This is a genomic window from Bradyrhizobium cosmicum, assembly GCF_032290525.1.
Classification (GTDB): domain Bacteria; phylum Pseudomonadota; class Alphaproteobacteria; order Rhizobiales; family Xanthobacteraceae; genus Bradyrhizobium; species Bradyrhizobium cosmicum_A.
The window spans coordinates 335742-359716 of record NZ_JASXTA010000003.1 but is presented as its reverse complement, the minus strand read 5'-3'; the positions used below and the strand labels follow the sequence as shown (position 1 = coordinate 359716).

At 63.6% G+C, this 23975-nt stretch carries 27 protein-coding genes, 1 tRNA gene and 1 pseudogene; 16 read left to right on the top strand and 13 right to left on the bottom strand.

Annotation, left to right across the window (positions count from 1 at the left end; genetic code table 11):
• The first annotated feature begins 85 nt into the window (after window positions 1-85).
• The 3 genes from QSV46_RS07840 (at window position 86) to QSV46_RS07830 (ending at window position 2144) form a co-directional block, all read left to right on the top strand.
• A complete protein-coding gene (locus QSV46_RS07840) occupies window positions 86-394 on the top strand; it encodes an EthD family reductase (RefSeq protein ID WP_314948844.1) in 309 nt (102 codons plus the stop codon).
• Between the two features lie 288 nt (window positions 395-682).
• Window positions 683-1192 carry a hypothetical protein gene (locus QSV46_RS07835; RefSeq protein WP_314948841.1) on the top strand — a complete coding sequence of 170 codons (510 nt, stop codon included), beginning with the start codon at window positions 683-685 and terminating at the stop codon, window positions 1190-1192.
• 127 nt (window positions 1193-1319) lie between these two features.
• Entirely contained in the window at window positions 1320-2144 is an 825-nt protein-coding gene (locus QSV46_RS07830) for an alpha/beta hydrolase (protein WP_314948838.1), read from the top strand.
• A 38-nt stretch (window positions 2145-2182) separates the two neighbouring features.
• Here QSV46_RS07830 and QSV46_RS07825 read toward each other — a convergent pair whose 3' ends face one another.
• Entirely contained in the window at window positions 2183-2836 is a 654-nt protein-coding gene (locus tag QSV46_RS07825; RefSeq protein WP_314948835.1) for a TetR/AcrR family transcriptional regulator, read from the bottom strand.
• Window positions 2837-2920: 84 nt separating this feature from the next.
• On the opposite strand from QSV46_RS07825, the gene QSV46_RS07820 reads away from it, so the two are divergent.
• The 9 genes from QSV46_RS07820 (at window position 2921) to QSV46_RS07780 (ending at window position 8783) form a co-directional block, all read left to right on the top strand.
• Window positions 2921-3859, top strand: coding sequence for an SDR family oxidoreductase (locus QSV46_RS07820; protein WP_314948833.1), 939 nt, complete (start codon window positions 2921-2923; stop codon window positions 3857-3859).
• Between the two features lie 25 nt (window positions 3860-3884).
• Window positions 3885-4544, top strand: a complete 660-nt coding sequence (locus QSV46_RS07815; RefSeq protein WP_314948831.1) for an NAD(P)H-binding protein — start codon at window positions 3885-3887, stop codon at window positions 4542-4544.
• 81 nt (window positions 4545-4625) lie between these two features.
• A complete protein-coding gene (locus QSV46_RS07810) occupies window positions 4626-5072 on the top strand; it encodes a DUF2948 family protein (protein WP_314948829.1) in 447 nt (148 codons plus the stop codon).
• Window positions 5073-5215: 143 nt separating this feature from the next.
• Window positions 5216-6511, top strand: coding sequence for a histidinol dehydrogenase (gene hisD / locus QSV46_RS07805; protein WP_314948827.1), 1296 nt, complete (start codon window positions 5216-5218; stop codon window positions 6509-6511).
• Complete coding sequence (locus tag QSV46_RS07800; protein WP_247504021.1) at window positions 6508-7005, top strand: UPF0262 family protein; 498 nt, start codon at window positions 6508-6510, stop codon at window positions 7003-7005. The genes hisD and QSV46_RS07800 overlap by 4 nt, the downstream gene beginning before the upstream one ends.
• Before the next feature lie 6 nt (window positions 7006-7011).
• Window positions 7012-7479 (top strand): arsenate reductase ArsC, encoded by a 468-nt coding sequence (locus QSV46_RS07795; RefSeq protein ID WP_314948820.1) that lies wholly within the window; start codon window positions 7012-7014, stop codon window positions 7477-7479.
• A gap of 155 nt (window positions 7480-7634) precedes the next feature.
• A complete protein-coding gene (locus tag QSV46_RS07790) occupies window positions 7635-8264 on the top strand; it encodes a Maf-like protein (protein ID WP_314948817.1) in 630 nt (209 codons plus the stop codon).
• Window positions 8265-8338: 74 nt separating this feature from the next.
• Window positions 8339-8521, top strand: a complete 183-nt coding sequence (yacG, locus tag QSV46_RS07785) for a DNA gyrase inhibitor YacG (protein WP_314948814.1) — start codon at window positions 8339-8341, stop codon at window positions 8519-8521.
• Between the two features lie 186 nt (window positions 8522-8707).
• A tRNA-Phe gene (locus QSV46_RS07780) sits at window positions 8708-8783 on the top strand.
• Between the two features lie 139 nt (window positions 8784-8922).
• On the opposite strand, the gene QSV46_RS07775 is transcribed toward QSV46_RS07780, so the two are convergent.
• From QSV46_RS07775 to QSV46_RS07750, 6 genes are all read right to left on the bottom strand, one after another.
• Window positions 8923-9240: a nitrile hydratase accessory protein gene (locus QSV46_RS07775; RefSeq protein ID WP_314948812.1), complete on the bottom strand. Its 318-nt coding sequence runs from the start codon at window positions 9238-9240 to the stop codon at window positions 8923-8925.
• 4 nt (window positions 9241-9244) lie between these two features.
• Window positions 9245-9865, bottom strand: a complete 621-nt coding sequence (gene nthA / locus QSV46_RS07770) for a nitrile hydratase subunit alpha (protein WP_314948809.1) — start codon at window positions 9863-9865, stop codon at window positions 9245-9247.
• A gap of 11 nt (window positions 9866-9876) precedes the next feature.
• A complete protein-coding gene (gene nthB, locus QSV46_RS07765; RefSeq protein WP_314948806.1) occupies window positions 9877-10599 on the bottom strand; it encodes a nitrile hydratase subunit beta in 723 nt (240 codons plus the stop codon).
• 27 nt (window positions 10600-10626) lie between these two features.
• The gene (locus tag QSV46_RS07760) at window positions 10627-11625 is read right to left on the bottom strand and encodes a GTP-binding protein (protein ID WP_314948803.1); all 999 of its coding nucleotides are present in this window, start codon (window positions 11623-11625) and stop codon (window positions 10627-10629) included.
• Between the two features lie 129 nt (window positions 11626-11754).
• Window positions 11755-13377, bottom strand: coding sequence for an MFS transporter (locus QSV46_RS07755; RefSeq protein ID WP_314948800.1), 1623 nt, complete (start codon window positions 13375-13377; stop codon window positions 11755-11757).
• Window positions 13378-13391: 14 nt separating this feature from the next.
• Complete coding sequence (locus tag QSV46_RS07750) at window positions 13392-14225, bottom strand: alpha/beta fold hydrolase (protein ID WP_314948797.1); 834 nt, start codon at window positions 14223-14225, stop codon at window positions 13392-13394.
• A gap of 225 nt (window positions 14226-14450) precedes the next feature.
• On the opposite strand from QSV46_RS07750, the gene QSV46_RS07745 reads away from it, so the two are divergent.
• On the top strand, window positions 14451-15821 hold the full coding sequence (locus QSV46_RS07745) for a sigma-54 interaction domain-containing protein (RefSeq protein WP_314948793.1): 1371 nt from the start codon (window positions 14451-14453) through the stop codon (window positions 15819-15821).
• Between the two features lie 205 nt (window positions 15822-16026).
• Here the strand turns inward: QSV46_RS07745 and QSV46_RS07740 are convergent, their stop codons facing one another.
• Together QSV46_RS07740 and QSV46_RS07735 are read right to left on the bottom strand one after the other, a co-directional pair.
• Complete coding sequence (locus tag QSV46_RS07740; protein WP_314948790.1) at window positions 16027-16212, bottom strand: hypothetical protein; 186 nt, start codon at window positions 16210-16212, stop codon at window positions 16027-16029.
• Between the two features lie 540 nt (window positions 16213-16752).
• The gene (locus QSV46_RS07735) at window positions 16753-17742 is read right to left on the bottom strand and encodes a helix-turn-helix transcriptional regulator (protein WP_314948789.1); all 990 of its coding nucleotides are present in this window, start codon (window positions 17740-17742) and stop codon (window positions 16753-16755) included.
• A 433-nt stretch (window positions 17743-18175) separates the two neighbouring features.
• Between QSV46_RS07735 and QSV46_RS07730 the strand changes: the two genes are divergently transcribed.
• The 3 genes and pseudogenes from QSV46_RS07730 to QSV46_RS07720 all read left to right on the top strand — a co-directional run bounded on the left by QSV46_RS07730 (window position 18176) and on the right by QSV46_RS07720 (window position 20846).
• A complete protein-coding gene (locus QSV46_RS07730; RefSeq protein WP_314948788.1) occupies window positions 18176-18838 on the top strand; it encodes an FABP family protein in 663 nt (220 codons plus the stop codon).
• Window positions 18839-18859: 21 nt separating this feature from the next.
• Window positions 18860-19570 (top strand): RibD family protein, encoded by a 711-nt coding sequence (locus QSV46_RS07725; RefSeq protein WP_314948786.1) that lies wholly within the window; start codon window positions 18860-18862, stop codon window positions 19568-19570.
• Window positions 19571-19578: 8 nt separating this feature from the next.
• Window positions 19579-20846, top strand: a pseudogene (locus QSV46_RS07720) (flavin monoamine oxidase family protein).
• A gap of 62 nt (window positions 20847-20908) precedes the next feature.
• Here QSV46_RS07720 and QSV46_RS07715 read toward each other — a convergent pair.
• The 4 genes from QSV46_RS07715 to QSV46_RS07700 form a co-directional block, all read right to left on the bottom strand.
• Window positions 20909-21226, bottom strand: coding sequence for a hypothetical protein (locus QSV46_RS07715; protein ID WP_314948783.1), 318 nt, complete (start codon window positions 21224-21226; stop codon window positions 20909-20911).
• A 248-nt stretch (window positions 21227-21474) separates the two neighbouring features.
• On the bottom strand, window positions 21475-21822 hold the full coding sequence (locus QSV46_RS07710; RefSeq protein WP_314948780.1) for a DUF3088 domain-containing protein: 348 nt from the start codon (window positions 21820-21822) through the stop codon (window positions 21475-21477).
• 55 nt (window positions 21823-21877) lie between these two features.
• Window positions 21878-22453 (bottom strand): hypothetical protein, encoded by a 576-nt coding sequence (locus QSV46_RS07705; RefSeq protein ID WP_314948777.1) that lies wholly within the window; start codon window positions 22451-22453, stop codon window positions 21878-21880.
• Window positions 22454-22649: 196 nt separating this feature from the next.
• Window positions 22650-23963, bottom strand: a complete 1314-nt coding sequence (locus QSV46_RS07700; RefSeq protein ID WP_314948775.1) for a tetratricopeptide repeat protein — start codon at window positions 23961-23963, stop codon at window positions 22650-22652.
• Window positions 23964-23975 lie beyond the last annotated feature (12 nt).

Genomic DNA, 23975 nt, shown 5'->3' with positions numbered 1-23975 from the left:
GGTTTTGCCGCGTCCCACAGACTATCGTCTCGTCGCGAGGCGCAACGCCCGTGGGACGAACAAAAGATTCGAATGGGAGGACTAAATGGCTGAGATCGTCGTGCTCTACAAGACGCCCAAGGATGCCGAAGCCTTCGACAAGTACTACGCCGAGACCCACATTCCGCTCGCCAAGAAATTGCCCGGCCTGAAGAAATACGCCGTCAGCAAGGGGCCGGTGGCCTCTCCCGCGGGGCCCTCCGGAATCCATCTCGTCGCCATTCTCACCTTCGACAGCGTGGCTGACATCCAGGCGGCATTCGGCAGCCCGGAAGGCAAGGCGACCGGCGCCGACGTGCCGAAATTCGCCAGCGGCGGCGCCGACCTCTTGATCTTCGACACCAAGGAAGTGTGAAGATTCGATCCAACTTTTGTCGGAAGCTGAAGGCCGTAGCCCGGATGGAGCGGAGCGCAATCCGGGGAAGTGTCTCGGCGGCGAGAATCCCGGATTACGCTCCCGCTCCATCCGGGCTACCAACTGCCGTCATTTGTGACATCGGTGCAAAAGTTTTCAGCCATGCGTTTGTCGATTCGCACGACGGCGCATGGCTCCGCACGAGCCTGTGACATCGCGCATGTAGCCATCCGATGAGGACCGTAATATCAATCCTCTGATCTCAACGCAGAGACCAGGAGAGATGCCGTGATGCTTGGATTGAGCCTGCCCGCCCTTACACTGATCCACGTCATCATCAGCCTGATCGGCATCGTCGCCGGCCTCGTCGTGATGTTCGGTCTGCTCGCTTCGAAGCCGATGCCCGGTCTCACCGCGATCTTCCTGCTGTTCACGATCCTCACCAGCGCCACCGGCTTCCTGTTTCCGTCTAGGGAGCTGCTGCCCTCGCATATCATCGGCATCATCTCGCTGGTGCTGCTCGCGGTCGCCTGCCTCGCGCTGTACGGCATGAAGCTCGCCGGGGTCTGGCGTCCGGTCTACATCGTCACCGCGATGATCTCGCTCTACTTCAACGTCTTCGTGCTGGTGATCCAGTCGTTCCTCAAGGTGCCGGCGCTCGCCGCGCTCGCGCCCGCCGTGCCGCCGGCCCCCCCGGGTGGCCCCGTGTTCGCCGTAGTGCAGGGCATCGTGCTGGTGTTCTTCGTGGTGCTGACCGTTGGCGCCTGGCGGCGCTACAAGCCGATGACGTTTGCCTGATCGTCAGCCGTCGTCATTCCGGGGCATCGCGCAGCGATGAACCCGGAATCTCTCGCGCAACAATCTCCAGATTCCGGGTTCACGCTTCGCGCGCCCCGGAATGACTTAAGGCAACAAGGAGTCCGCAATGCCCACCATCACCACCAAGGACGGCGTCGAGATCTTCTACAAGGACTGGGGCTCGGGCCAGCCGATCGTGTTCAGCCATGGCTGGCCGCTGTCGGCCGACGACTGGGACGCGCAGATGCTGTTCTTCGTCGCGCACGGCTATCGCGTCATCGCCCACGACCGCCGCGGTCACGGGCGCTCATCGCAGGTCTCCGATGGCCACGACATGGACCACTATGCCGACGATCTCGCCGCGTTGACCGCGCATCTCGATCTGAAGAAAGCCATCCACGTCGGCCACTCCACCGGCGGCGGCGAGGTCGTGCACTACATCGCGCGCCACGGCGAAAGCCGGGTGGCGAAGGCGGCGATCCTCTCGGCGGTGCCGCCGCTGATGGTGCAGACGCCGGCCAATCCCGGCGGCCTGCCGAAGAGCGTGTTCGACGGTCTCCAGGCCCAGCTCGCCGCCAGCCGCACGCAGTTCTATCGCGATCTGCCCGCCGGTCCGTTCTATGGCTACAACCGCCCCGGCGCAAAGCCGTCCGAAGCGGTGATCCAGAACTGGTGGCGTCAGGGCATGATGGGCGGCGCCAAGGCGCATTACGACGGCATCGTCGCGTTCTCGCAGACCGACTTCACCGAAGACCTCAAGAAGATCACCGTGCCCGTGCTGGTGATGCACGGCGACGACGATCAGATCGTGCCTTACGCCGATTCCGCGCCGCTGTCGGCCAAGCTGCTCAGGAACGGCACGCTGAAGATCTACAAGGGCTTTCCGCACGGCATGCCGACCACGCACGCCGAGACGATCAACGCCGATCTGCTGGCGTTCTTCAAGGAATGATGGGGCTCACCCTCCCCTGGAGGGCAGGGTAAGCAAACTCACTTCAATATCCCCCTGATCGCGTCGAAGGTGCGCTTCACGAAGACCTCCGGTTTTTCCCGCGCACCTTCGCCGATCCAGCTCTCGCCGCCGACGCGCATCGCGCCGGTGGCGATCATCGCCACGAGCCGCGCCTTCAGCCTGTCCGACTTGCTCCTGGCGCGACGGGCGAGCCCTTCCGCAAGTGCGCGCTCGAGCTTCTCGTATTTGAGCTGGTCGCGCGCCCGGAGGGCGGGGTTGTCGCGCTTGAGCCGCGACATTGCCGCAGCTTCCGCCGGATCGATCCGCTTGATCGCTGTGGCAATCGCGTTCTCGGCGGCCGTCAGCATGGACTCACCCGCGGGCCGCGCGACGATCTCGGCGACCAGCGCGCTTGCTGCACCCTCCTGCCAGGCGGCGACCACGTCCTCCTTGGAGGCGAAATAATGGAAGAAGCTGCGACGCGACACGTCCGCGGCCGCCGCGATGTCGTCGATGGTCGTAGCCTCGAAGCCGCGCTCCAGGAACAGTGCCATCGCCGCGCGGGTCAGCCGCTCGCGGGTCTGCTGCAGCTTGCGCTGGCGCAGGCCGGGGCCATCAGGCGATTTTGCCACTGCCGGCAATGGCTTGGCACCTTTCCTGACCGGTTTCGTAGCGGGCTTCGAAGCCTTCAAATCGTTTCACCTCTTGCAAATTTGCACTCAGTGCACATTTAGACCGGTCGCGGGCCTCATTCCAGCCCTGAACGGAGACGCGGCATGACCGACTGGAGCACGGCAGACGTCCCCTCTCTCGGCGGCAAGATCGCCGTTGTCACCGGGGCGACCGGCGGTCTCGGCTATGAGACGGCGATGGCGCTGGCGGGCGCCGGTGCCGTTGTCATACTCACCGGGCGCGACGACGCAAAGGGCCTGCGGGCGATCGAGGGTATTTGCGCGCGGTTTCCCAATGCTTTGATCGCCTATGAGCATCTCGATCTCGCCAGCATTGCCTCCGTCGCCGATTTCGCCAGGCGCTTTGCCGCCGACAACGAGCAACTCGACCTTCTCGTCAACAATGCCGGCGTGATGGCGCTGCCGAGGCGGCAGCAGACCGAGGATGGTTTCGAGACGCAGCTCGGCACCAATTATCTCGGCCACTACGCGTTGACGGCACGCCTGCTGCCGCAGCTTCGCCGCGCGAAGGCCGCGCGCGTCGTCAATCTTTCCAGCCTCGCACACCGCTCCGGCGCGATCAATTTCGACGACCTCCAGAGCAAGCATTCCTATCGCCCCTGGCGGGCCTACTGCCAGTCCAAGCTCGCGATGCTGATGTTTTCGCTGGAGCTGCAACGCCGCAGTCTCGCCGCCGGCTGGGGCCTGATGAGCCTCGCCGCCCATCCCGGCTACGCGCGGACCGACCTCATTGCGAACGGGCCGGGTGCCAACACCTTCCAGTGGCGCGTGAGCCGTTGGCTCCAGCCCTTGATCAGCCAGTCCGCCGCCGAAGGCGCGCTGCCGACCTTGTTCGCGGTGACCTCACCGGCGGCCGAGCCTGGCGGCTATTACGGCCCCAACGGGTTCTACGAGTTGAAGGGGCCGCCGGCGGCGGCGAGGATCATGCCGCAGGCGAAGGATTTTGCTGCGGCTGCGATGCTGTGGGATGTCTCGGCAACGCTGACCGGTGTATCCTTTGACGAAATCGCGGCCGCCGCGTGAGCCGCGACGCTGTTGGGGATGTCCGATGCAAGTCATCATCTTCGGCGCGACCGGCATGATCGGGCAGGGAGTCCTGCGCGAGTGCCTGATCGATGCCGCCATCGACCGCGTGGTCGCGGTGGGCCGTAGCCCGACCGGCGTGCGCAACGCCAAGCTCACCGAGGTCACGCACAACAATTTCACGGACTATTCGGCGATCGAGTCGCAGCTCACCGGCTTCGATGCCTGCTTTTTCTGCCTCGGCGTGTCCTCGATCGGAATGAGCGAAGAGCGCTACCGTCATCTCACCTACGACATCACGCTCGCGGCCGCGACGACGCTGGCGCGGCTCAATCCGCAGATGACGTTCGTCTACGTCACGGGGGCCGGCACCGATTCCACCGAGCGGGGCTCGCGGATGTGGGCGCGGATCAAGGGCAAGACCGAGAACGATCTCCTCAAGCTGCCGTTCAGGGGTGCCTACATGTTCCGGCCCGGCGCGATCCAGCCTTTGCACGGTGCGCGCTCCAAGACCGCCTGGGTGCGGGCCGTCTACAATGTGAGCTGGCCGCTCTGGTCGGCGCTGCGCCGGATCTCGCCGCGGCTCGTCACCTCGACCGAGCAGATGGGCCGGGCCATGATCCACGTCGCCCGGGAGGGTTATCCGCGGCAGGTGCTGGAGATGGAGGATATCAATAGCCTCTAGTCCGGTGGGACGTTGGTCCGAAGGAAATTTACGCGCCCGCGCGCGTTGAGCCGTGTCCGCCCCGAGAGGAAAGTACCGGCGATGTCTCCCCAGCTCAAACTGATCGCACTCGACGCCGACGATCTGGCCGTGATCTCGGCTCATGTGCAGGATGCCCGCGTCCAGGCCGCCGACGTCATCTGGCGCCAGAGCGAGAAGCGGCTGGTGGTCGGCATGAGCCGGCTGGACTGGGAGCAGACGCTGGAAGGCGAGGCCGAGCCGCGCCGGCTGGTCGCCGCACTTCGCTTCGACCGCGTGCTTGCCTGCAAGTCGCGCAACATCGACCTCGGCGCGCCGGACGAGGTTCTGGACCTCGTCGGCATCGAATTTCACCCCCAGGACGGCCGCGACGAGGAGCCCGGCGGGTGCGCCCTGCTCTTGTTCGCCAAGGGCGCCATCCGGCTCGACGTCGAATGCCTGGAATGCGAGCTGACCGACCTCGGGTCGGACGAACTGGGGACGGGACCGGAGATCGAGGGGGAGGGGTGAAGTCGCCGGTATACCAGCCAAACCGGCTCGGGCTCTTGCCGGAACGGCATGTTGCGAGGGTTGACGCAGCTTCCCCGCCGCGCCATTGAGCAGGGGGCCCGGTGAGCCAGTGCACCTCAGACCAGCCAGAAGCCAAGCCAAACATGCCCGTTCGTCTCGACCGCAGCAGCGCCGACTTTGACCAGCGATTCGCGGCGTTTCTCGCCGCCAAGCGCGAGGCCTCGGCCGACGTCGAGGCCAGCGTCCGCGCCATCGTCGACGACGTCGCGAAGCGGGGCGATGCGGCCCTGCTGGAGGCCACGGCAAAGTTCGACCGGCTGACGCTGGATGCGGCCTCGTTGCGCGTCACGGCCGCCGAAATCGAGGCTGCAAGTGCGGCTTGCGATGCCGCGACGCTGGATGCGCTCAAGCTCGCGCGCGACCGCATCGAGACCTATCACCGTCGCCAGCTGCCGAAGGACGAACGCTTCACCGATCCGCTCGGCGTCGAGCTCGGCTGGCGCTACACCGCGATCGAATCCGCCGGCCTCTACGTGCCCGGCGGCACCGCGGCCTATCCATCATCGGTGCTGATGAACGCGGTGCCCGCCAAGGTCGCCGGCGTCTCGCGCCTGGTGATGGTGGTGCCGTCGCCGGACGGCAAGCTCAACCCGCTGGTGCTGGCGGCTGCCCATCTCGGCGGTGTCACCGAGATCTACCGCGTCGGCGGCGCGCAGGCGGTGGCCGCGCTCGCGCACGGCACTGCGACGATCGCGCCGGTCGCAAAGATCGTCGGCCCCGGCAACGCCTACGTCGCCGCCGCAAAACGGCTGGTGTTCGGCAAGGTCGGCATCGACATGATCGCCGGTCCCTCCGAGGTGCTGGTGATCGCCGACGATACCGGCAATGCCGACTGGATCGCCGCCGACCTCTTGGCGCAGGCCGAGCACGATGCGAGCGCGCAGTCGATCCTGATCACCGACTCGGCGCGTCTCGCCGCCGATGTCGAAAAGGCCGTTGAAGCGCAGTTGAAGACGCTGCCGCGCACCGCGATTGCCGGAGCGTCCTGGGCCGATTTCGGAGCCATCATCATGGTGACGAATCTGGCCGAGGCCATCCCGCTCGCGGATGCGATCGCCGCCGAGCATCTCGAGATCATGACTGAAGATCCCGACGCGCTTGCCGCGAAGATTCGCAACGCCGGCGCGGTGTTCCTTGGCGCGCATACGCCGGAGGCGATCGGAGACTATGTCGGCGGCTCCAACCATGTGCTGCCCACAGCGCGCTCGGCGCGATTCTCCTCGGGCCTCGGGGTCGCCGACTTCATGAAGCGCACCTCGATCCTGAAATGCGGCCCGGACCAGCTGCGTGCGCTGGGACCTGCCGCGATGACGCTCGGACAAGCGGAGGGGCTGGACGCCCATTCGCGCTCGATTGGATTGCGCCTCAATCTGTCATGACAGAGCTGCCCGAACAGGACGACTCGCAGAACCGCATCGTCGGGGTCACGCTCGACGAGGACTCGATCGGCCGTTCCGGGCCCGACATCGAGCATGAGCGCGCGATCGCGATCTACGACCTGATCGAGCAGAATCTGTTCGCGCCGGAGGGTGCCGACGGCAAGGGGCCGTTCACGCTGCATATCGGCATCACCGGCAGCCGGTTGATGTTCGACATTCGCCGCGAGGACGGCACGCCCGTGGTCGCGCATCTGTTGTCGCTGACGCCGTTCCGGCGGATCGTGAAAGACTATTTCATGATCTGCGACAGCTACTACCAGGCGATCCGCACCGCGACTCCGGACAAGATCGAGGCCATCGACATGGGCCGCCGCGGCATCCATGACGAGGGATCGCGCACGCTGCAGGAGCGGCTGAAGGGCAAGGTGCGGGTCGACTTCGAGACCTCGCGCCGGCTGTTCACGCTCATCACCGTTCTGCACTGGAAGGGCTAAACGCGGATGGCTGCGCCCCCACGCGCACGCGATCCGCAATCGGTGCTGTTCGCCTGCGCGATGAACAGCGTGCGCTCGCCGATGGCCGAGAGCCTGCTGCGGCATATGTTTCCGCAAGGGCTCTACGTGAAGTCGGCCGGTGCCAGGACGGGCGAGCTCGATCCGTTCGCGGTCACCGTGATGGCCGAGCTCGGCCAGGACATCTCCGCCCACAAGCCGCAGACCTTCGAGGAGCTCGAGGACTGGGAGGGGCTGAATTTCGACCTCATCATCACGCTCTCGCCGGAGGCGCATCACAAGGCGCTGGAGCTGACCCGCGCGCTCGCCGCCGACGTCGAATACTGGCCGACGCAGGATCCCACCACCGTCGAAGGCAGCCGTAACCAGAAGCTCGCTGCCTACCGCGAGGTCTGCGACCAGCTCCTGATGCGCATCCGCAGGCGCTTTGCGAAGGTCGGCGCGGCGAATGGGTAGCAAGCGGCGGGCGTAACACCTGCGTCACAGACTGCGGGCAACGCGTGCCGGAAGCCTCGAATCACCAAACCTCGGGTTCCCGGGTTGTGAAATCAGGGCCCTTCCGATAGGTTCCGCGCGCAATTCACCCCCTGCCTCATCCCCAAAATCACCTGATGCTCGGCCGCCCCAAATTCGTTCTTGCCTCCGGTTCGCCGCGGCGCCTGTCGCTGCTCAACCAGGCCGGCATCGACCCGGACGCGCTCCGGCCGGCCGACGTCGACGAGACGCCGAAGCGAGGCGAGCTGCCGCGCGCCTGCGCCAATCGCCTCGCAAGGACCAAGGCCGATGCGGCGCTCAAATCGGTGCAGCTCGACGACGAGCTCCGGGGCGCCTTCATCCTCTCCGCCGACACGGTCGTGGCGGTCGGCCGCCGCATCCTGCCCAAGGCAAATCTCGTGGACGAGGCCGCGCAGTGCCTGCGGCTGCTGTCGGGCCGCAACCACCGCGTCTACACCGCGATCTGCCTGGTCACGCCGCGCGAGGCCTTTCGCCAGCGCCTGGTCGAGACCCGCGTCCGCTTCAAGCGCCTTTCCGAGGACGACATCCAGGCCTATATCGGCTCCGGCGAATGGCGCGGCAAAGCCGGCGGCTACGCCGTTCAGGGCATCGCGGGTTCCTTCGTGGTGAAGATGGTGGGGTCCTACACCAACGTGGTCGGCCTGCCGCTCTACGAGACCACGACCCTGCTCGGCGGCGAAGGTTTTCCGATCCGCTTCGGCTGGCTCAACGCCACGGCCATCTGAAGCGCGGAAGCCGCCGGAACCGCCTTGCCGACAGGCTCTTAGACTTTATTCACCCGGTGTAAGCTGCCGACATCATGGACCACCAGATCAAAAAGCCCGCCGGGCCGCTCAAAACCTGCCCGATCTGCGGCAAGCCGCAGTCGGAAGCCACCCGCCCGTTCTGCTCCTCGCGCTGCCGCGACGTCGACCTGAACCGCTGGCTGAAGGGCTCCTATGTCATCCCCGGCCGCGATGACGAGGCCGACGGCGAAGAATAGCCAAATTATATCAGCGCTTTAATCGATCGGCCGAGGCGCCCCGCGCCAGCCGCGGCAACCCCGCCCCACCTTGTGCACAGCGGGGCCGCGCCCGGCGCAGCCAGTTCGCGAAGCCGGGTGGACAGGCCGCTTCCAGCCCACTATAAACCGCCCGCTCGATGGGCTTTGGCCCCTCTCTTGGAGCAAGCCCAGGTAGCTCAGTTGGTAGAGCATGCGACTGAAAATCGCAGTGTCGGTGGTTCGATTCCGCCCCTGGGCACCATTACTGCGCTTTTCCACGCTGGAGCGCGATCTCGTATGCTTGCGTTCACTAGATGATCGGCGCGAAGGACGCTCGCAGATCTATCTTTTTAGCGCTCGCTAAGTCTGGGGCCCGCTGGATCGATCCGACAACGATGCGCCTAGAAAGACGACCGGACCGACTGGTCGATTAAGCCGCATCGTTGCACCATCTGCTCAACTACGGTGAGCCAGATTCCGTAATAGTCCCAACTTGGGTCGGTCTTGTCGTGGGTGGCCTCCCACGCGGCGATACTTGATATCATTTCCGAACGGAAATCCTCCCATTCGAACAAGCCCTGTTTGGAGAGAGCAAGCGCCAGCCCGAATGCCTGACGCTCCCAAGGCGCGCCGAAGCAAAGGCTTCCGTTGTCCTTGGGTGGCATGTCGGGCTTCCCCAACATGCTTCCCAGAGCGAAATGCTCGAACTTCGTTTGCATGGCGTCAGGTGGTCGGCGGCTTGACGGTCGCAACGCCCATCATCGACTCAGGTGTGACAAGAGCCGCCAGTTGCTCTTCGCTGAAGCTGTCGGTGCCCGCCGGTCGTTCCGGGACGACGAACCAGCGGATCTGGGCGCTGCTGTCCCAAGTCCTGATTTCCTTTTCCGGCGCAATGTTGAGGCCAAATTCGCTCAGCACTTTGCGGGGCTCGCGCGCAGCTCGCGCGCGGAACGAGGGATCCTTGTACCAATAGGGAGGCAGGCCCAGAATCGGCCAAGGATAGCAAGAACAGAGGGTGCAGATGATGAGATTGTGCACCTCCGGCGTGTTGATCGCCGCACGCATATGCTCGCCTTCGGCGCCGGCTCCCTTGGTCACGAAGTTCATCTGTTTGACCGCAGCCATGGTGTCTTCGGCCAGGATCTTCTTGAACGCCGGATCGACCCACGCTTTCGCAACGAGCCTGGCGCCATTGAACGGGCCCATTTCGGTCGCGAAGATCGCCATGATCTTGTCCACAGTCTCGCGGGTGATGACGCCTTTCTCGATGAGCAGGGCCTCCAGCGCGCGGACGCGCGCCGCGTTCACCGTTTCTCGGTCCGTGGAATGTTCGAAACGTTGCATCGTGGGGCTCCTCAGGATGCGATGGCCGGTTCGAGGTAGGCCTCGAACAGGTCTGCGTAGAAGGTAAAATTTTGCTCGGTATTTCCTGGCCACAGAGTTTCGGGATCGAATTTGACGCAGTAGACGGGCATTGCTTTGCCGATTCCGTCCGGCCCGGTGTCGCAAAGGTAGGCATAGGCGTCGGGATACACGCTATCAATGATGCCCGCCTTGTTCCGAAGATGTCCTGGCAAGCGAGTGTGATCGACCGATTTCGGATCGGCGACGCCAACGGCGTCACCTGGCGCGAAGCGAGGTTGCGTTGAGCGCTCCCGTTTCGGATCGTCGCCGATCAGCAGATATTTCCGCACGCGAGCGTCCACCGCGGCGTCTCCGCCTCTCGGCATGACGGGAGCTGACGTCAAGAAGGTTTTGGTTCGCGCGTCGAGTTCTGTCTGAGTGATGTAACCCTTCGCGACGAAATAGGCCGAGATCCCGCCGAGCCACTTTTCATAGTAGCGGAACTTGAAGAAGTCGAACGGATTCATCGATTCCGCGCCCTTGCGCAGGTCGGCCCAGGTCCATTCGGTGTTGAATGTACTTGGCGTCGTTTCGAGATCCAGTTGCGGGCTCAGTGCCATCATCGCCGTGTGGATGCCGAAGATTCTCTCCTCCCAGACTTCCACGAACACACGCGTTTCGAGTGAAATCGGATCGAGACCTTCGAGGCCTCCTAGATAGTGTTGCAACTTCATTGTTGCGGCGCCCTCTTTTGGGTTTGATCACATAACCAGACTGGTATCTGCGAAGGTCAGATCGGCAATCTCATTTCGAATTCGCGTTGCATCGAGCCTTCTTCCGATGAAGACGACCGCGCTGGTGCGGTGCTCATTCGACGCCCAAGCCCTGCCTGGTCGACCGTCGAGTGTCATATGGACTCCATGAAAAACCCAACGCCGGGCCTCGCCCGCCAGCGACAAGATACCCTTGCAGCGGAGAAGGGTCTCACCATTCTCCAGGACAAACATATCGAGCCACCGGAAGAAGCGAGCCCCATCGAGGGCGCGTTCTTCGCGTACTTCGACACCGACCACTGAGGAGTCGTGCTCGTGCTCGAGCTCGGAGAGCAGCAGCGGTTCGATGGCCAAGCAGTTCTTCAAATCGAATGCCTTGACGTCGACGATCGAGGCGACGTCTACCCGACCGTCGATCGCTCCGAACATCGGAGCCATCCGATTTATGGTCCGAATAGTCGCCTCGCATCTGGCGCGTGCGTCTTGGTCGACAAGATCCAGCTTGCTTATCACCACGACGTCGGCGAAGGCGATCTGCTCGGCCGCGACGTTCTCGCCGGAGCCCTGATCGGCGAGCCACCGGTCTAGATTGATGGCGTCGACCACTGTGACGACCGCATCGAGCGTCGTGACTTCAGAAAGTACCTCGTCGACAATAAAGCTTTGAATCACAGGGGCTGGATCGGCCAACCCGGTGGTCTCGATGAGGATGCGGCGGATTGGCCTTGTTCCTGAGAGGAGATTGGTGATCGTCGAAACAAGATCCGTGCGGACCGTACAGCAGATGCAGCCGTTGTTGATCTGGAGAATCTCCTCCTCAACCCCGACGACCAGCTCGGCATCGATGCTGATGGCTCCGAACTCATTCACGATAACTGCTGAGTCGGCCATCAAGTCGCTTTCGAGCAATTGATTCAGCAACGTCGTCTTGCCGGATCCGAGAAAGCCAGTGAGGATAGTGACCGGAATTTTCTGTGATGTTGCCATTGTTGCCGCCAGATTGTTCCAACGCGTTACGCATGTCTGATGCAGTGTGGGATGCGCCGCTTGAGGGGCGCCATCGCAACGAGGACCTGCGACGACGAGATTCGGCGTCGCAGGTATGCGATCCTGCGATTACCCGCGGATGTCGCGACCACGGGTTTCCGGCAGCAAGAGTGCCCCGATGATCGCGGTCAAGCCGGCAACCGCGATCGTGTACCAAAGCCCGCCGAAGATGTTGCCGGTCGCAATGACGATTGTCGTTGCGACGAACGGAGCAAAACCGCCGATCCAGCCGTTACCGAGCTGCAGGGCGACGGACACGCCGCTGTAGCGGATCTGGACAGGAAAGAGTTCGACCAGGAGAGCCCCAAGCGGCCCGTAAACCATCGTCGCCAGGAACACCAAAGCGAACAAGATTGCGATCACCATCGGACCGTTGGGCTGAGCCGGTGCCTTCGCCGATGGGAGGCCTCGTTCGGTCAGCTCCTTCAGGAGCTTGGCTCCATCGAAGGCGGTCGCCGGATCGTCGTTGATCTGGACGCTAAGTGAAGCAGTACCGGTCTTCACGACATATGGAACGGCATTCGCAGTCAGGAATGCCTTCACGCGCGTACATTCCTTCGTCGCTTGGGGGCGGAAGAGCTGACCAGTCCAGGACTGATCCTCGCTGCAGTCGTCGCCGTGTACGACCACCGAAGTCTTGGCGCGGAATTCTGCAAGCGCCGGATTGCCGTAAGTCGCGAGACTCTGGAATAACGGCATGATCAGCAGGGCAGATAGCGCGCATCCCGTGACAACGATCCACTTGCGCCCGACCTTGTCGGAGAGCCAGCCGAAGAACAGGAAGAATGGCGTGCCGAGAATGAGCGCGACCAGGAGGTAGAAGTTGGCCTGATCCTGGCTCATCTTCAGTGCGGTGGTCATGAAATAGAGGCTGTAGAAATGCCCCGTGTACCAAATCACCGCCTGACCCGCCACGACTCCAAAGATGGCCACGAGCACCAAACGCAGATTGCGGCCATCACCAAATGTATCGGCGATTGGATTTTTCGAGCCTTTGCCCTCGGCCTTCATCTGCTGGAACACCGGCGACTCGTGCAGCTTCAGCCGGATGTACAAAGAGAGGATCAGAAGCGCGATTGATCCGATGAACGGAATGCGCCAGCCCCAGCTCGAAAAGCTCTCCGCCGACATGGAAGAGCGGCAAAGAATGATCACCGCCAGCGAGAGAAACAGCCCAAGCGTCGCCGTGATCTGAATCCAGCTTGTCGTGAAGCCTCGCTTGTCCGGATCGGAGTGCTCGGCAACGTAGGTCACCGCACCCCCGAATTCGCCGCCAACGGCGAGCCCTTGCAGCAGGCGCAATCCAACCAAAATGGTCGGAGCCCACCAGCCGAAAGTCTCGAACGAGGGCAGGAGGCCGACGGCTGCGGTGGCGAGGCCCATCACAAGCATGGTTACGAGGAATGTCTTCTTGCGACCTACGAGATCGCCGAGACGTCCGAAGACGATGGCGCCGAGCGGGCGAAGAACGAAGCCCGCGCCGAAGGTCGCCAGAGCTGCAAGCAATGCCGCCGTGTCATTTCCCTTCGGAAAGAACAGCGTGCTGAAAAATGCTGCCAACGAGCCGTAGACAAAAAAATCATACCACTCGAAAACGGTGCCTAGGGCGGCGGCGAAGACAATGCGTTTGGTATCGCGATCGAGGCGGCTGGACGCGAGGATGGATTCTGATTCGATAGCTTGAATGGACATTCGATCCTCCCGCATCAAACGGCTTGGTGGGTGTAAGACGCCGCGTCTTCGGTCGGGCGTGGCAGCACGTCGTGCCGCGCTAGAAATTCTTCCAGCAGGCGATTGAATGTATCTGGTCGCTCAAGCATCGGGAAATGGCCCGCCGACGGTATGATGTGGAGCTGACTGTTCGGAATGCCGTCCGCCAAGGTTTGCGATTCGCTCGGTGGCGTGATGACGTCCTCTTCGCCGACGAGGACCAGCGTGGGCACGCAGATCTCCCCAAGTCTCCCGCGCCTATCCGAGGCGTTAAGCGACGCAATCGCCTGCCGTGCGACAAAGGCCGGCGTCTGCGTGACCTCGCCCCTCGCAAAGTCGATGAGCTCAGCGCTCGCGGCGGAGCCGAAGGATCGTTCGATCACCTTCTGGCTCGCTGTCACCACGCCCAGTTGGTCGATGGCCTTGCGCACGTTGTCGACATTGACGTCCTTGCCCAATCCGTGCGGCGTGGCTCCAACCAGCACCAACGCGCGCACGCGCTCCGGGTGGGCGAGTGTGAGGCTCTGGGCCACAGTTCCGCCCATCGAAAGGCCGACGAGAACGGCTGACTCGATCGACAATGCGCGGTACACCCCGAGCACGTCTTCGACGAAAGCGTCGATCGTATATTTTCGATCTTCGGGGCGTGGTGAGCGGCCGTGACCAGGCAGGTTGATGCGAACCATCTGTTGACCGTTCGAGAACGGCTCGATCTGCTCACGCCAGAATTCCGCTGTTGTTGTGAAGCCGTGTACGAACACCAACGGCATTCCTGCTCCGGACACCTGCACGACGGTATCGCCGACTGCGATCGTTCTCATGGTCGTCATTCCGCTCCCTCCCGAGGTCAATTCCATCACGGCAAGATCGCAAGCAGCGTGCCACCTCGGTGCCCGGCACCAGGGCGAGGGCCTAACGAATTGTTCTCGCTGCCAAAACGCGTACCGCGGGGAGCGGCCGATTCGGTTTGACGCATTTCGGTCGCGGCGTTAGTGTCGCTTTTTTGTGACAAAATGTAGCGTAACTGTCACGCTCGCTGATCCGGGAGTTCGGCAATGGTTCTGTCTCAGTGGATTGCCGGGTCGTCCGAGGAAGCGGGCTTCCTGAAACTTGTCCTCGATCATGTCTCGGACTGCTTGGTCGCGGTTGATACCTCAGGCACGATCGTATTGATCAACCAGCCCTATTGCAGATTGCTGGGCGGCCAAGCCGACGACTTCATTGGGCGGCATATTACCGATGTCGTTGGTCCGCAAACCAAGCTCCATCTCGTGGCGCGCGGCGAAGGCAGTCATATCGGCTATCCCCTGAAAGTGCGTGGACACCAACTCATTACGCGACAGGTCCCAGTGCTTCAGGATGGCCGCATCATTGGGGCGGTCGGTATGGCCCTGTTCTCGAATCTCGGTGCTTTGAAGAGGACGTTCCGCCGGGTCGCGCAAGCCGAACTGGCGCTGCCGGAGGCTAACAAGCAATGGCGCTCCCGCTTCGGCATGCGCGACATCGTTGGTGAAGGCGGGCTGATGGAGGCCTACCGGCAGTCGCTCGAGGTCGTCGCCGGCCACGACTTGCCCGTGTTGATCTCGGGAGAGACCGGTTCCGGCAAGGAATTGGCCGCCCACGCGATTCACACGAATTCGAGCCGATCCGAAGGCCCCTTTGTTTGGATCAATTGTGCTTCAATCCCGGGCGAGCTGATTGAGGCCGAATTGTTTGGCTATGAGGGCGGCGCGTTCACTGGCGCCCGAAGCCGCGGAAAGCCGGGCAAGTTCGAACTGGCTTCCGGGGGCACCCTATTCTTGGACGAAATCGGAGACATGCCGCTGCATCTGCAGGGCAGTTTGCTGCGGGTGCTTCAGACGAATGAGATGGTGCGGGTAGGCGGCACAACTCCGGTCGGAGTCAATGTCCGAATTGTTTGCGCAACCAATCAATCACTTCCGGAACTGGCCCGGGTCGGCCGCTTTCGACAGGATCTCTACTATCGCCTGAGCGTGTTGCCGATCAGCGTTCCGTCGCTCCGCGAGCGGAACGATATCGAATTTCTCGCCCGACAATTGCTCACCCGGATTGGGGAGCGCTTGGGCAACGAAACCAGGAACCTATCGCGAAAAGAGTTGGCATCGCTGGGCGCATATGGGTGGCCTGGAAATGTGCGGGAGCTGGAGAACGTGCTCACCCGGTTCATCGTGACCGGTCAACTGTCGGTGCTCCCCACACATGCTCCGTCAAGGCCGGAAGCGGAGAAGGCATCCGGATTGCTGAAGCAGCGCATTCGGTCTCAGACTGCGGCAGAAATTCGAGTCGCCCTGGAGAAAACGGGCGGTAACAAGCGCGAAGCAGCGGGGCTGCTCGGCATCAGTCGCGGGCATTTGCATCGACTTATGAAAGAGCAAGCTTCTGATTCCGATCAAGCGCGGGATTAACGCGGTAGCGGATTTGGCGATGACGGGAATCCCCCCATCCGCGCCGGGCACTCACGCCACCCTATTGAGGACAAGCAGCGGTTCGTCCTGTCGGTGGTTGCGTATGATTCCCTCCCTGGGCACCATTCCGGCATCATATTGCCGTTGGCGGGTGCGAAGACATCCATGCCAAGTTAATGTATTTATCTGCTCGTTGCAGCCTCATTCATGGCTGCGCCCGCATCAAGGCGGCACGGAACGAAGATTGCCGCGCGCTCCAAGAACCGAACCTCGTCGTCGTTGCCATCGCGATCGCCGTTTTGGTGGCATTCTCCCCGTGGTTGATCACCGCCAGGACGAGCTGACGGCCCCACATGGCGTAGAAGCGCAATTGCAAGGAGTGCGTGAACATCTGTGCGGATGGAGAATTTTCTGGAATGGCCGCACCGAGCCCCTGTTGTCCTGTCTCCACAACGAAAGGACATTGCATGAAACTCGTAACGATTGGCTTTGCCGCGGCGCTCGCCCTCGCCAGCTCTGTCGCGTTCGCTCAGAGCGGTGGTGGTGGTGCAGCTGGCGCTGGGGGAACATCTGGCGGCGCGGCCGGCATGTCTGGCTCGAGCGCGACCGGGACAACCGGCAGCCCGGGATCCAGCAGCATGAGCAGCAGCACCAGCGGCTCCGATAGGCGTGGGTCGGACACGACTGGTTCAACCAGCGGGACCGGCACAACAGACATGAACAAAGGGACGGCCGGCACGATGAGCCCACACGCGGGCTCGACCAACAAGTAAACACACGGCATCCATCGGGATCCCGCACACGTCCCCGGGGGCAATGCGCGCGAGCGAATGCGTATCGCGCTCGACTGCATTCGCCAGAGAAAGGACCGAGCTCGGCTCGTGAGCAGAGGCAAGCTCGGTCCGCAAGTGCTCAGTCGCCGTAGTCCGCACTACACCGGGAAGCTGACCGACTTCGCGAGCCTGACCAGGTCGACTTGGCGTCGGCACCCGGTCTTTTCGAAGACGTGGATGAGGTGGCTTTTGACCGTGCTGAGGGAAATGCCGAGCAGACCCGAGATCGCGTCGCGCGTATGTCCATCGCAAATGAGCTCGAAGATACGAATCTCGGCCGGCGTCAGGTCATAGAGCTGGCTGAGCGCGACATGGGGCATCTGTGGCGGTCCGGAGGCTGACGCCACGAACAGCGCGGTGGCGGCCCGCCGCACCAGGCCGGCCCGCATGTGGCCGCGTCGCAGCGGCAGAACGTGGATAACCAAAGGGTCGCCGCTCGGGCGAGGGATCGCGATGCCAATGCCTTTCTGGCCGAGTGCGGCCTCATCCTTCGCTGCCTGCGCGATGGCCGATTGCAATGCGGTGGTCGTCGTCGCGGATTGAACCGCGATCCGGCCACGTCGCGCCAGAATCGGATCGCCGGCTGCCAGCATCGCGGAGGCCGCGGCGTTGGCGTGAACGATTTTCGAATCCTCGTCTGCCAGCACCACGCCGACCGTCAGGGCTTCGACCGCTGCGGCGAATGTCGTGGCTTCCACCGCCTTCATGTCGAACAGGTTGCTGATCGTCACGGCGCGGCGGAGGTGTGGCGCGAGGAGACGCAATCCACTGAGCTGCGCATCGTCGATGGCGCCGGCGGATTCATGCTGACTGAAGATCGCGTTGCCCACCATCGTCCGGTCGCGCACGAGGCCGACGGCCACGGCGTCGAACAGGCCCTTGGGCATGGCCCATTCGCGATAGTAGCGATTGCCGGAAATGATGTCCTGCCGGACGGCCTGGGATTGAACGATCGGCTCGCCGAGCGGGTATTGCTGAATGCGCTCGGCGCCGCCCCAGAGCTCGATGATGTCGGCTCCATAGCCGATGCCGTTCTGGGCCATCTGGGTCAGATCGGACCCGGAGACCGCATTGACGACGGCCTTCATGTTGGTGAGGCTGGCCACCGAAAGCGCGCCGGTGGCAAAGCCGAATTCGGTGCATATCCCGTCCAGGACTCCAGCCCAGCGTTCAGGCGCAATGACACAATCATAGATGCCGCCGATGAGTTCCGAGAATTTCTCGACCGAAGCCTGCTGCATTCCAACCACTCACTTCAAAATCACGACGTCACTTCAAGGCTACATTGGGAGCGGCTTCATCACCTATGGCGGATTTCACAATTCTGAGCCCGTGGTCTTGCCAACGCGCGCCCGCGGCGCATACGGGAACGCCGAACACAAACCCTCGCGGTGCCGCTTGCGCGGCTGCCCTGATTTTGTGCATGGCTGCAACGCCTGTCCCCGCTTGTGGATCATAGGTTGAAGCCACACCGCCGATCCTCGTGATATGGCTGTTTCCGCAACTTGACGCGAGGCTCCCATGCTGCCCATTCCCGCCGACATCTTCACCGAACCCGAGGACGTCTCGCCCGATGGCCTTGCCAATCTCGGCCCGCTCCGCCGTCTCGCCGGCAGTTGGCAGGCGGACAAGGGCATCGACGTCAATCCGAAAGCGGAGGGGCCGGAGCGGCGGACCTTCATCGAACACATCCGCATGGACCCGATTGATCCTCAGGCCAACGGGCCGCAGTTGCTGTACGGGCTGCGTTATCACATCCACATCAACACGCCGGAAGAAGACATCACCTTCCACGACCAGGTCGGCTATTGGCTGTGGGAGCCCGCGACCGGGCTGATCATGCAGACCCTGGCGATCCCGCGCGGACAGGTGCTGCTGGCCTCGGGCAAGGCCGGGCCGGATGACAGAAATATCTCCGTCACGGCGAAGCGCGGCGATACCGCTTACGGGATCTGCTCGACCGATTTCCTGGAGCAGGCCTTCCGCACCGATTCCTATCGCTGCGACATCACCTTCAACGACGACGGAAGCTGGAGCTATCTGATCCAGACCGAGCTGTTCGTGCGCGGCGCGCCGTTCAATCATCACGACAGCAATACGCTGAAGCTCGTCGCACCGCCAAAGCCCAATCCGCTCGCGGTGATCGTGAACGATCGCGCCAAGGGCGGCGGCACGGCGGCCTGAAACGTAGCCCGGAGAATCCGCATGAAGCCCTATGTCATCTGTCTGATGCACGCGAGCCTCGACGGCCGCACGCATCCCAGCCGGTGGCGGCCGAAGAACGCAGGCACCGACTGGTTCGAGAAGATCCATGACGAGCTCGGCGGCGATGCCTGGATCATCGGTCGCGTCACCGGCTCGGAGTTCGCCAAGGGCAAGCCGTATCCCGAGACGCCGGGCGGGAGATTTCCCCGCGAAAACTGGTTTGCACGGCGCGATGCAACGACCTATGGCGTCGTGCTCGATGCGCACGGCAAGATCGGCTGGGGGCGCTCCGACATCGGCGGCGATCCGATCGTCGTCGTGCTGACCGAGAGCGTGCCGGATTCTCATCTTGCGGGCCTGCGCGGCGAGGGCGTTTCCTACATCTTTGCCGGCAAGTCCGAGATTGATCTGGCGCTGACACTGGACGTTCTCGGCCGCGAGCTCGGCGTCAAGCGTCTGCTGGTGGAGGGCGGCGGTGTCGCCAACGGCGCCTTCCTGCGCGCCGGCCTGATCGACGAATTCAATCTGATCCTCAGCCCTGCGGTCGACGGTGCAAAAGGAGCACCCTTCGTGTTCGATTCGACGGACGCGGACAGTGACAAGCGCGCGCCGCTGACCGCGATGACGCTGGAGAGCACGCGGCAGCTCGGCGGCGGCGTTTTGCTGCTGCGCTATCTGATTCAGAACGATTCGCAAGCGGCGACGAAGTAAGCCTCGGCATGCCGCGCAAAACCGAACACATCGTCATCGTCGGTGCCGGCGCGGCCGGGCTAATGGCGGCGCGCGAGCTGGCGCGTGCGGGCAGGACGGTGACGATCCTGGAGGCGCGCGAGCGCTGCGGCGGGCGCATCCATCCGCTGCCGGAATCGGCGTTTGGCTACCTCGCCGATGGCGGCGCCGAATTCGTCCATGGCGAGGCGCCGGTCACGCGCGAGCTCCTGCGCGAGGCCGGGCTGTCGCTTCAGGTGATCGAGGGCAGGCAATGGAGTTTTGACGGCGCAAAACTCTCGCGCGAGGATCGCCACGATCCGCATGAGGCGGAGCTGCATGCCGTGCTCAGGGAGTTGAAGGACGACCTCACGGTCGCAGACTTCCTGCGCCGTCATTTTGCCGGACCGGACTACGACCAGCTGCGCTATTCAACCGAGCGCATGGTCGAGAGTTACGATGCCGCCGACCCCGAGCGCGCGTCCATTCTGGCGTTGCGCGAGGAATGGATGGACGGCGGGCATCATATCCAGGCGCGCATCGTCGGCGGCTACGGCTCGCTGATCGAATTCCTGGCGACCGAGTGCCGCGATCACGGCGGGACGATCCGCTTCGGCTGCGTGGTGTCCGACATCGGGGAGGAACGCAGCGCGGTGGTCGTCCGCTGCGCCAATGGCGAGGTGCATGGCTGCGATCGCGTGATCGTCACCGTGCCGCTGCCTCTGTTGCGCGAGATGGTGCTTCCGCAAAGCGTGCGTGCGAAGGCTGCTTCTGCCGACGACATCGGCTTTGGCAGCGTGATCAAAATCCTGCTGCGGTTCGCGCGGCCCTGGTGGCGCGAGCGAAAGCCGGATCTCGCTGACATGACCTTCTGTCGGGCCAGGCGATCCCGGTGTGGTGGACGCAATATCCGGACCAGCATCCCGTGCTCACCGGCTGGTTCGGCGGTCCCCGAGCGGCTGAACTGGCGACGCTCGACCCGCAAGGGCTGATAGATGCCGGGCTCGATGCGCTCGCGGCCATGTTCGGCATGTCGCGCGACGACCTCGCGCAAGACCTCGTCGCGAGCGCGGCGATCAACTGGGCCCATGATCCCCTTGCCCGCGGCGCCTATTCCTGGGCGACGCTGCGGACGCGCGAGGCGCAGATGATCTTGGCGCGTAACGATGGCCCGGTGCTGTTCTCCGGCGAGGCGCTCTATCGGGGCCGCGATATGGGTACGGTCGAGGCGGCCCTGGCGAGCGGGCTGGAGACTGCCGAGATGATCTTACAGGAATAGAACAAAGACCCGCATCGCTGCGGGTCTTGTCTTATGCGGCGTCTGTCTCGCCAGCGTCTATCTTACCAGCGTCCGCCACCGAAGCTGAACGTCACGCCGGGACCGCCACCGTAATATCCGTACGGTCCGCCGCCGTAATAGCCGTGGTGCCGCGGATAGTAGCCACCGTAGCTTCCATAGTAGGGCCGAATATGGCTGTGATGATGGCGCCAATGATGATGGTGACCGTGCCAGCGATGGTGCCTGCGGTGCGCACTGATGTCGGTGGACCGGCTTTCCTGCGCGGTCTGTTTGGCGCTGCCGCTGCCGGCCGCGTTCGCTGCCGTTCCGCCGGCGAGTGCCGCAGCTCCGACCGCCATCGCGACGATGAGATACTTCATGGTGTCATCACTCCAGTTGAATGTTGCGTGACAACAGATGGGCGCTCGCCACGTTCCGGCCAGTGCGGGCGTCGAAACGACGCAGTAAAATCAGGTCAGATGAACGCGCATTCATGTGTGTGAATGATTGAGAGCGCCCCGTTCCATTCGCATGACACGCGCCGCTCAACTGTCGTCGATGGCACGCTGTTCCGAACGATGATGCGACATCCGTGACAACGCTGCGCGTGAACTTGCCGCGATTCGGCTCACGGATGCGGATCGGGAAATCCGTGGCGTTCGGAGAGCGCGGCGAGGATCGCGTCCTTGTCGGCGATGAAGGCGCGGCCCTGATGGCTGCCGGTCTGGTGCGGCGAGGTCGCTCCCATCGCCAGCACGAGCAGCGGCAGCGACTGGTTCGCCTCGCCGATGAGCGCAATCACCGGATGCCTAGGTCGCGGCCAGGCGATGCGCTCGACGTCGAGCTTGTCGGCAAGCGTCGGAAACGAGGCGAGCACGCCCTCGATCAGCGCGCAATGCCAGCAGTAAAAGCGGCGGCCCGGATAGGCCGGGTCCTCGAAACCGGGGCGCAGCAGAAACAAGCGGTCGCGCGTCATGGGTCGCTCCGAAGCATGGCGGCGATCGTACACGCTGACGACAGTCGAGGACGAGCTACTTGAACGGATCCTGGATCGACGGCGATGATTGCCGGATGCGGCGGACGCTGACCGGCGTGCCGTCGGAGACGAACAGCAGCTCGTAGCGGCGGCCTTCGCTGTCGGTTGCCGAGCAGGTGACGTCGTTGACTTTCTTCGCGGCGAAATTGCCGGTCTGACGGCAGACGCCGGTCGAAGCCTGCTCGGCCGGCACCGGCAGGCCGTCGATCCTGGGCCGGTCCTTGGAATTGAGCAGCATGCGGTCGATCGGCAGCTCGTAGGAATTGTCGTCGGCCCGCTTGCCGTTCTCGCCGGAGAACGACACGACGTGGTTCTCGTCGGTAGGATCGTCGACGGCGACCGCGAAATTGACCCGGCCCTTGTCGCCATGGGCGTAGGCCACCGTCTTGCAGGCGAAGGTGCGGCCTGCGACCTTCAGCGTCTTGCAGTGGCCGGACATCAGCGCCAGCAGGTCGACGAACGCGTTCTGCAGCGGCGGATTGTTGACCGGGATCGGCCCGGAAGACTCGGCAAAACAAGGGCTTGCAAGGGCAAGGAGGGCTGCGGCCAGAACCGATCGGTAGAGGCGCATCTTGGGGCTCGCATGCCAGGGGGCCACGGAATGGGTCGATCCAACAACCATCGAGCCGCAAATTGGTTGCGATCCCGTTTGTCTAGCCAAGCCCGCCTGGAATACCACCGCACCACCCATCGGCGATTCGCCCCCGATCGCCATATCCGTCCTAGCAGGCACTTGCTGCCAGGCCGATGTTTTTTTCGTGGCGGAGCTAGCCGGTTGCGGCCTGCCAGCGCCTATCGCGCAGGGACGGGCGGCGGTGCAGGCGGGCATCGAGCAGCGCGCGGGCGCGCGGCAACTGGCCGCTGCGCATGAGGGCGACCAGAAAAGTGTCCTCGATCAACTCGCGCTGGGCGTGGCTGCCGCCGATGCGCACGACGTCAGCGAGAACCGGCGCGAGCATTTGCACGCATGCCGCGTAATCCTCGTCCGCAAAGGCCGCCAGCGCGCGGCAGATCGCCGGCACCACGGGGCCGGCCGGCAGCTTGCCCTCAGCGAGCCGTTGCTCGATCACAGCGAGCCGCGCGGCGAGCGCCTCGCGGTTCTGCGTTGCAGCGGCGAACAGTGCCATGTGGACGTCGGCAAAGGGCAGGCTCGATTTCGGAAACAGTTTTTGCGCGGTGACGTCGGCATCACGCCAGAGTGCCTCCGGCACCATGTGGCCGTAAGCCGACAGGCGCCAGAGCAGCGAGGCGCCGTCGGTGACGACGTTGAGCGGCGGCGCCTGCGTGGCCGAGGGCTGAAGCACGTCGGCATAGATCGCAAGAGCACGATCCGCATCGCCATGCTCAAGCGCGCCGAGCGCCTGGTGCCAGCGGATGTGGCCGTGCAAAAGTCCGGCACGGTCGTAACAGGGAATCCATTCGTCAACGAGGCGATCGGCCGCCTCGATCGAGCCGTCCTCGAACATCGCATGCAGCACTGCATGCGCGGCATGGGCATTCTGCCGGCGCAGCTCGAAGCCGCGTTCGGTCACGGCGCGGCCGCGTGCGACGTCGCCGTTCTCGGTCATGGCCCAGCCGGACATGGTGAGGAACCACCAGTCCTCGCCGTAATGATGCGCGACGCGTTCGCACAGCTCATGCCGCGCGCGGTCGTGATCGGCCATGCCGGAGAAGGCGAACAGGCCGAACGCGCCGAGCGGCAGCGACAGCACCAGTGCATCGCGCGGCCACGCCTCGATGTGCTTCAAGGTCGATGCAATGGCCTCGGGCAGCCTGCCCTCGATCGCGAGCGCCAGCGTCTCGACATGCGAGCGCTCGCGCTCAGTGCCGCGTTTGGCGACAAGCTCCCGCGCCAGCGCCGCCTTGCTTCGCGCCAGATCGCCCTGCTGGTAGAAGGCATGCACACGGGCGCGGGCAATGTGTGGAAGCGCGAAATCCGGGTCAGCTGCGATTGCGCGCTCCAGCGTCTCGACCGTGCCGGTCCAGCCCGCGAGCATGAGATCGACGCCTTCGTGATAGGCCGATGCGGCCTCGTGCGAAGAGGTGGAGAGCGGCAGGCCATAGCGGTCTTCGAGGGCCATCGTCATCTCCCG

What these genes read in the sequence shown, in the direction of transcription:
- QSV46_RS07810 (WP_314948829.1), top strand. Translation starts at nt 4,626, where the DNA reads ATGTCTCCCCAGCTCAAACTGATCGCACTCGACGCCGACGATCTGGCC.
- nthA (WP_314948809.1), bottom strand. Translation starts at nt 9,865, where the DNA reads ATGCAACGTTTCGAACATTCCACGGACCGAGAAACGGTGAACGCGGCG.
- QSV46_RS07830 (WP_314948838.1), top strand. Translation starts at nt 1,320, where the DNA reads ATGCCCACCATCACCACCAAGGACGGCGTCGAGATCTTCTACAAGGAC.
- QSV46_RS07815 (WP_314948831.1), top strand. Translation starts at nt 3,885, where the DNA reads ATGCAAGTCATCATCTTCGGCGCGACCGGCATGATCGGGCAGGGAGTC.
- QSV46_RS07740 (WP_314948790.1), bottom strand. Translation starts at nt 16,212, where the DNA reads ATGTTCACGCACTCCTTGCAATTGCGCTTCTACGCCATGTGGGGCCGT.
- QSV46_RS07775 (WP_314948812.1), bottom strand. Translation starts at nt 9,240, where the DNA reads ATGCAAACGAAGTTCGAGCATTTCGCTCTGGGAAGCATGTTGGGGAAG.
- QSV46_RS07730 (WP_314948788.1), top strand. Translation starts at nt 18,176, where the DNA reads ATGCTGCCCATTCCCGCCGACATCTTCACCGAACCCGAGGACGTCTCG.
- QSV46_RS07840 (WP_314948844.1), top strand. Translation starts at nt 86, where the DNA reads ATGGCTGAGATCGTCGTGCTCTACAAGACGCCCAAGGATGCCGAAGCC.
- QSV46_RS07820 (WP_314948833.1), top strand. Translation starts at nt 2,921, where the DNA reads ATGACCGACTGGAGCACGGCAGACGTCCCCTCTCTCGGCGGCAAGATC.
- QSV46_RS07750 (WP_314948797.1), bottom strand. Translation starts at nt 14,225, where the DNA reads ATGACGACCATGAGAACGATCGCAGTCGGCGATACCGTCGTGCAGGTG.
- QSV46_RS07715 (WP_314948783.1), bottom strand. Translation starts at nt 21,226, where the DNA reads ATGAAGTATCTCATCGTCGCGATGGCGGTCGGAGCTGCGGCACTCGCC.
- nthB (WP_314948806.1), bottom strand. Translation starts at nt 10,599, where the DNA reads ATGAAGTTGCAACACTATCTAGGAGGCCTCGAAGGTCTCGATCCGATT.
- hisD (WP_314948827.1), top strand. Translation starts at nt 5,216, where the DNA reads ATGCCCGTTCGTCTCGACCGCAGCAGCGCCGACTTTGACCAGCGATTC.
- QSV46_RS07700 (WP_314948775.1), bottom strand. Translation starts at nt 23,963, where the DNA reads ATGGCCCTCGAAGACCGCTATGGCCTGCCGCTCTCCACCTCTTCGCAC.
- QSV46_RS07745 (WP_314948793.1), top strand. Translation starts at nt 14,451, where the DNA reads ATGGTTCTGTCTCAGTGGATTGCCGGGTCGTCCGAGGAAGCGGGCTTC.
- QSV46_RS07705 (WP_314948777.1), bottom strand. Translation starts at nt 22,453, where the DNA reads ATGCGCCTCTACCGATCGGTTCTGGCCGCAGCCCTCCTTGCCCTTGCA.
- QSV46_RS07735 (WP_314948789.1), bottom strand. Translation starts at nt 17,742, where the DNA reads ATGAAGGCCGTCGTCAATGCGGTCTCCGGGTCCGATCTGACCCAGATG.
- QSV46_RS07800 (WP_247504021.1), top strand. Translation starts at nt 6,508, where the DNA reads ATGACAGAGCTGCCCGAACAGGACGACTCGCAGAACCGCATCGTCGGG.
- yacG (WP_314948814.1), top strand. Translation starts at nt 8,339, where the DNA reads ATGGACCACCAGATCAAAAAGCCCGCCGGGCCGCTCAAAACCTGCCCG.
- QSV46_RS07790 (WP_314948817.1), top strand. Translation starts at nt 7,635, where the DNA reads ATGCTCGGCCGCCCCAAATTCGTTCTTGCCTCCGGTTCGCCGCGGCGC.
- QSV46_RS07760 (WP_314948803.1), bottom strand. Translation starts at nt 11,625, where the DNA reads ATGGCAACATCACAGAAAATTCCGGTCACTATCCTCACTGGCTTTCTC.
- QSV46_RS07755 (WP_314948800.1), bottom strand. Translation starts at nt 13,377, where the DNA reads ATGTCCATTCAAGCTATCGAATCAGAATCCATCCTCGCGTCCAGCCGC.
- QSV46_RS07725 (WP_314948786.1), top strand. Translation starts at nt 18,860, where the DNA reads ATGAAGCCCTATGTCATCTGTCTGATGCACGCGAGCCTCGACGGCCGC.
- QSV46_RS07710 (WP_314948780.1), bottom strand. Translation starts at nt 21,822, where the DNA reads ATGACGCGCGACCGCTTGTTTCTGCTGCGCCCCGGTTTCGAGGACCCG.
- QSV46_RS07795 (WP_314948820.1), top strand. Translation starts at nt 7,012, where the DNA reads ATGGCTGCGCCCCCACGCGCACGCGATCCGCAATCGGTGCTGTTCGCC.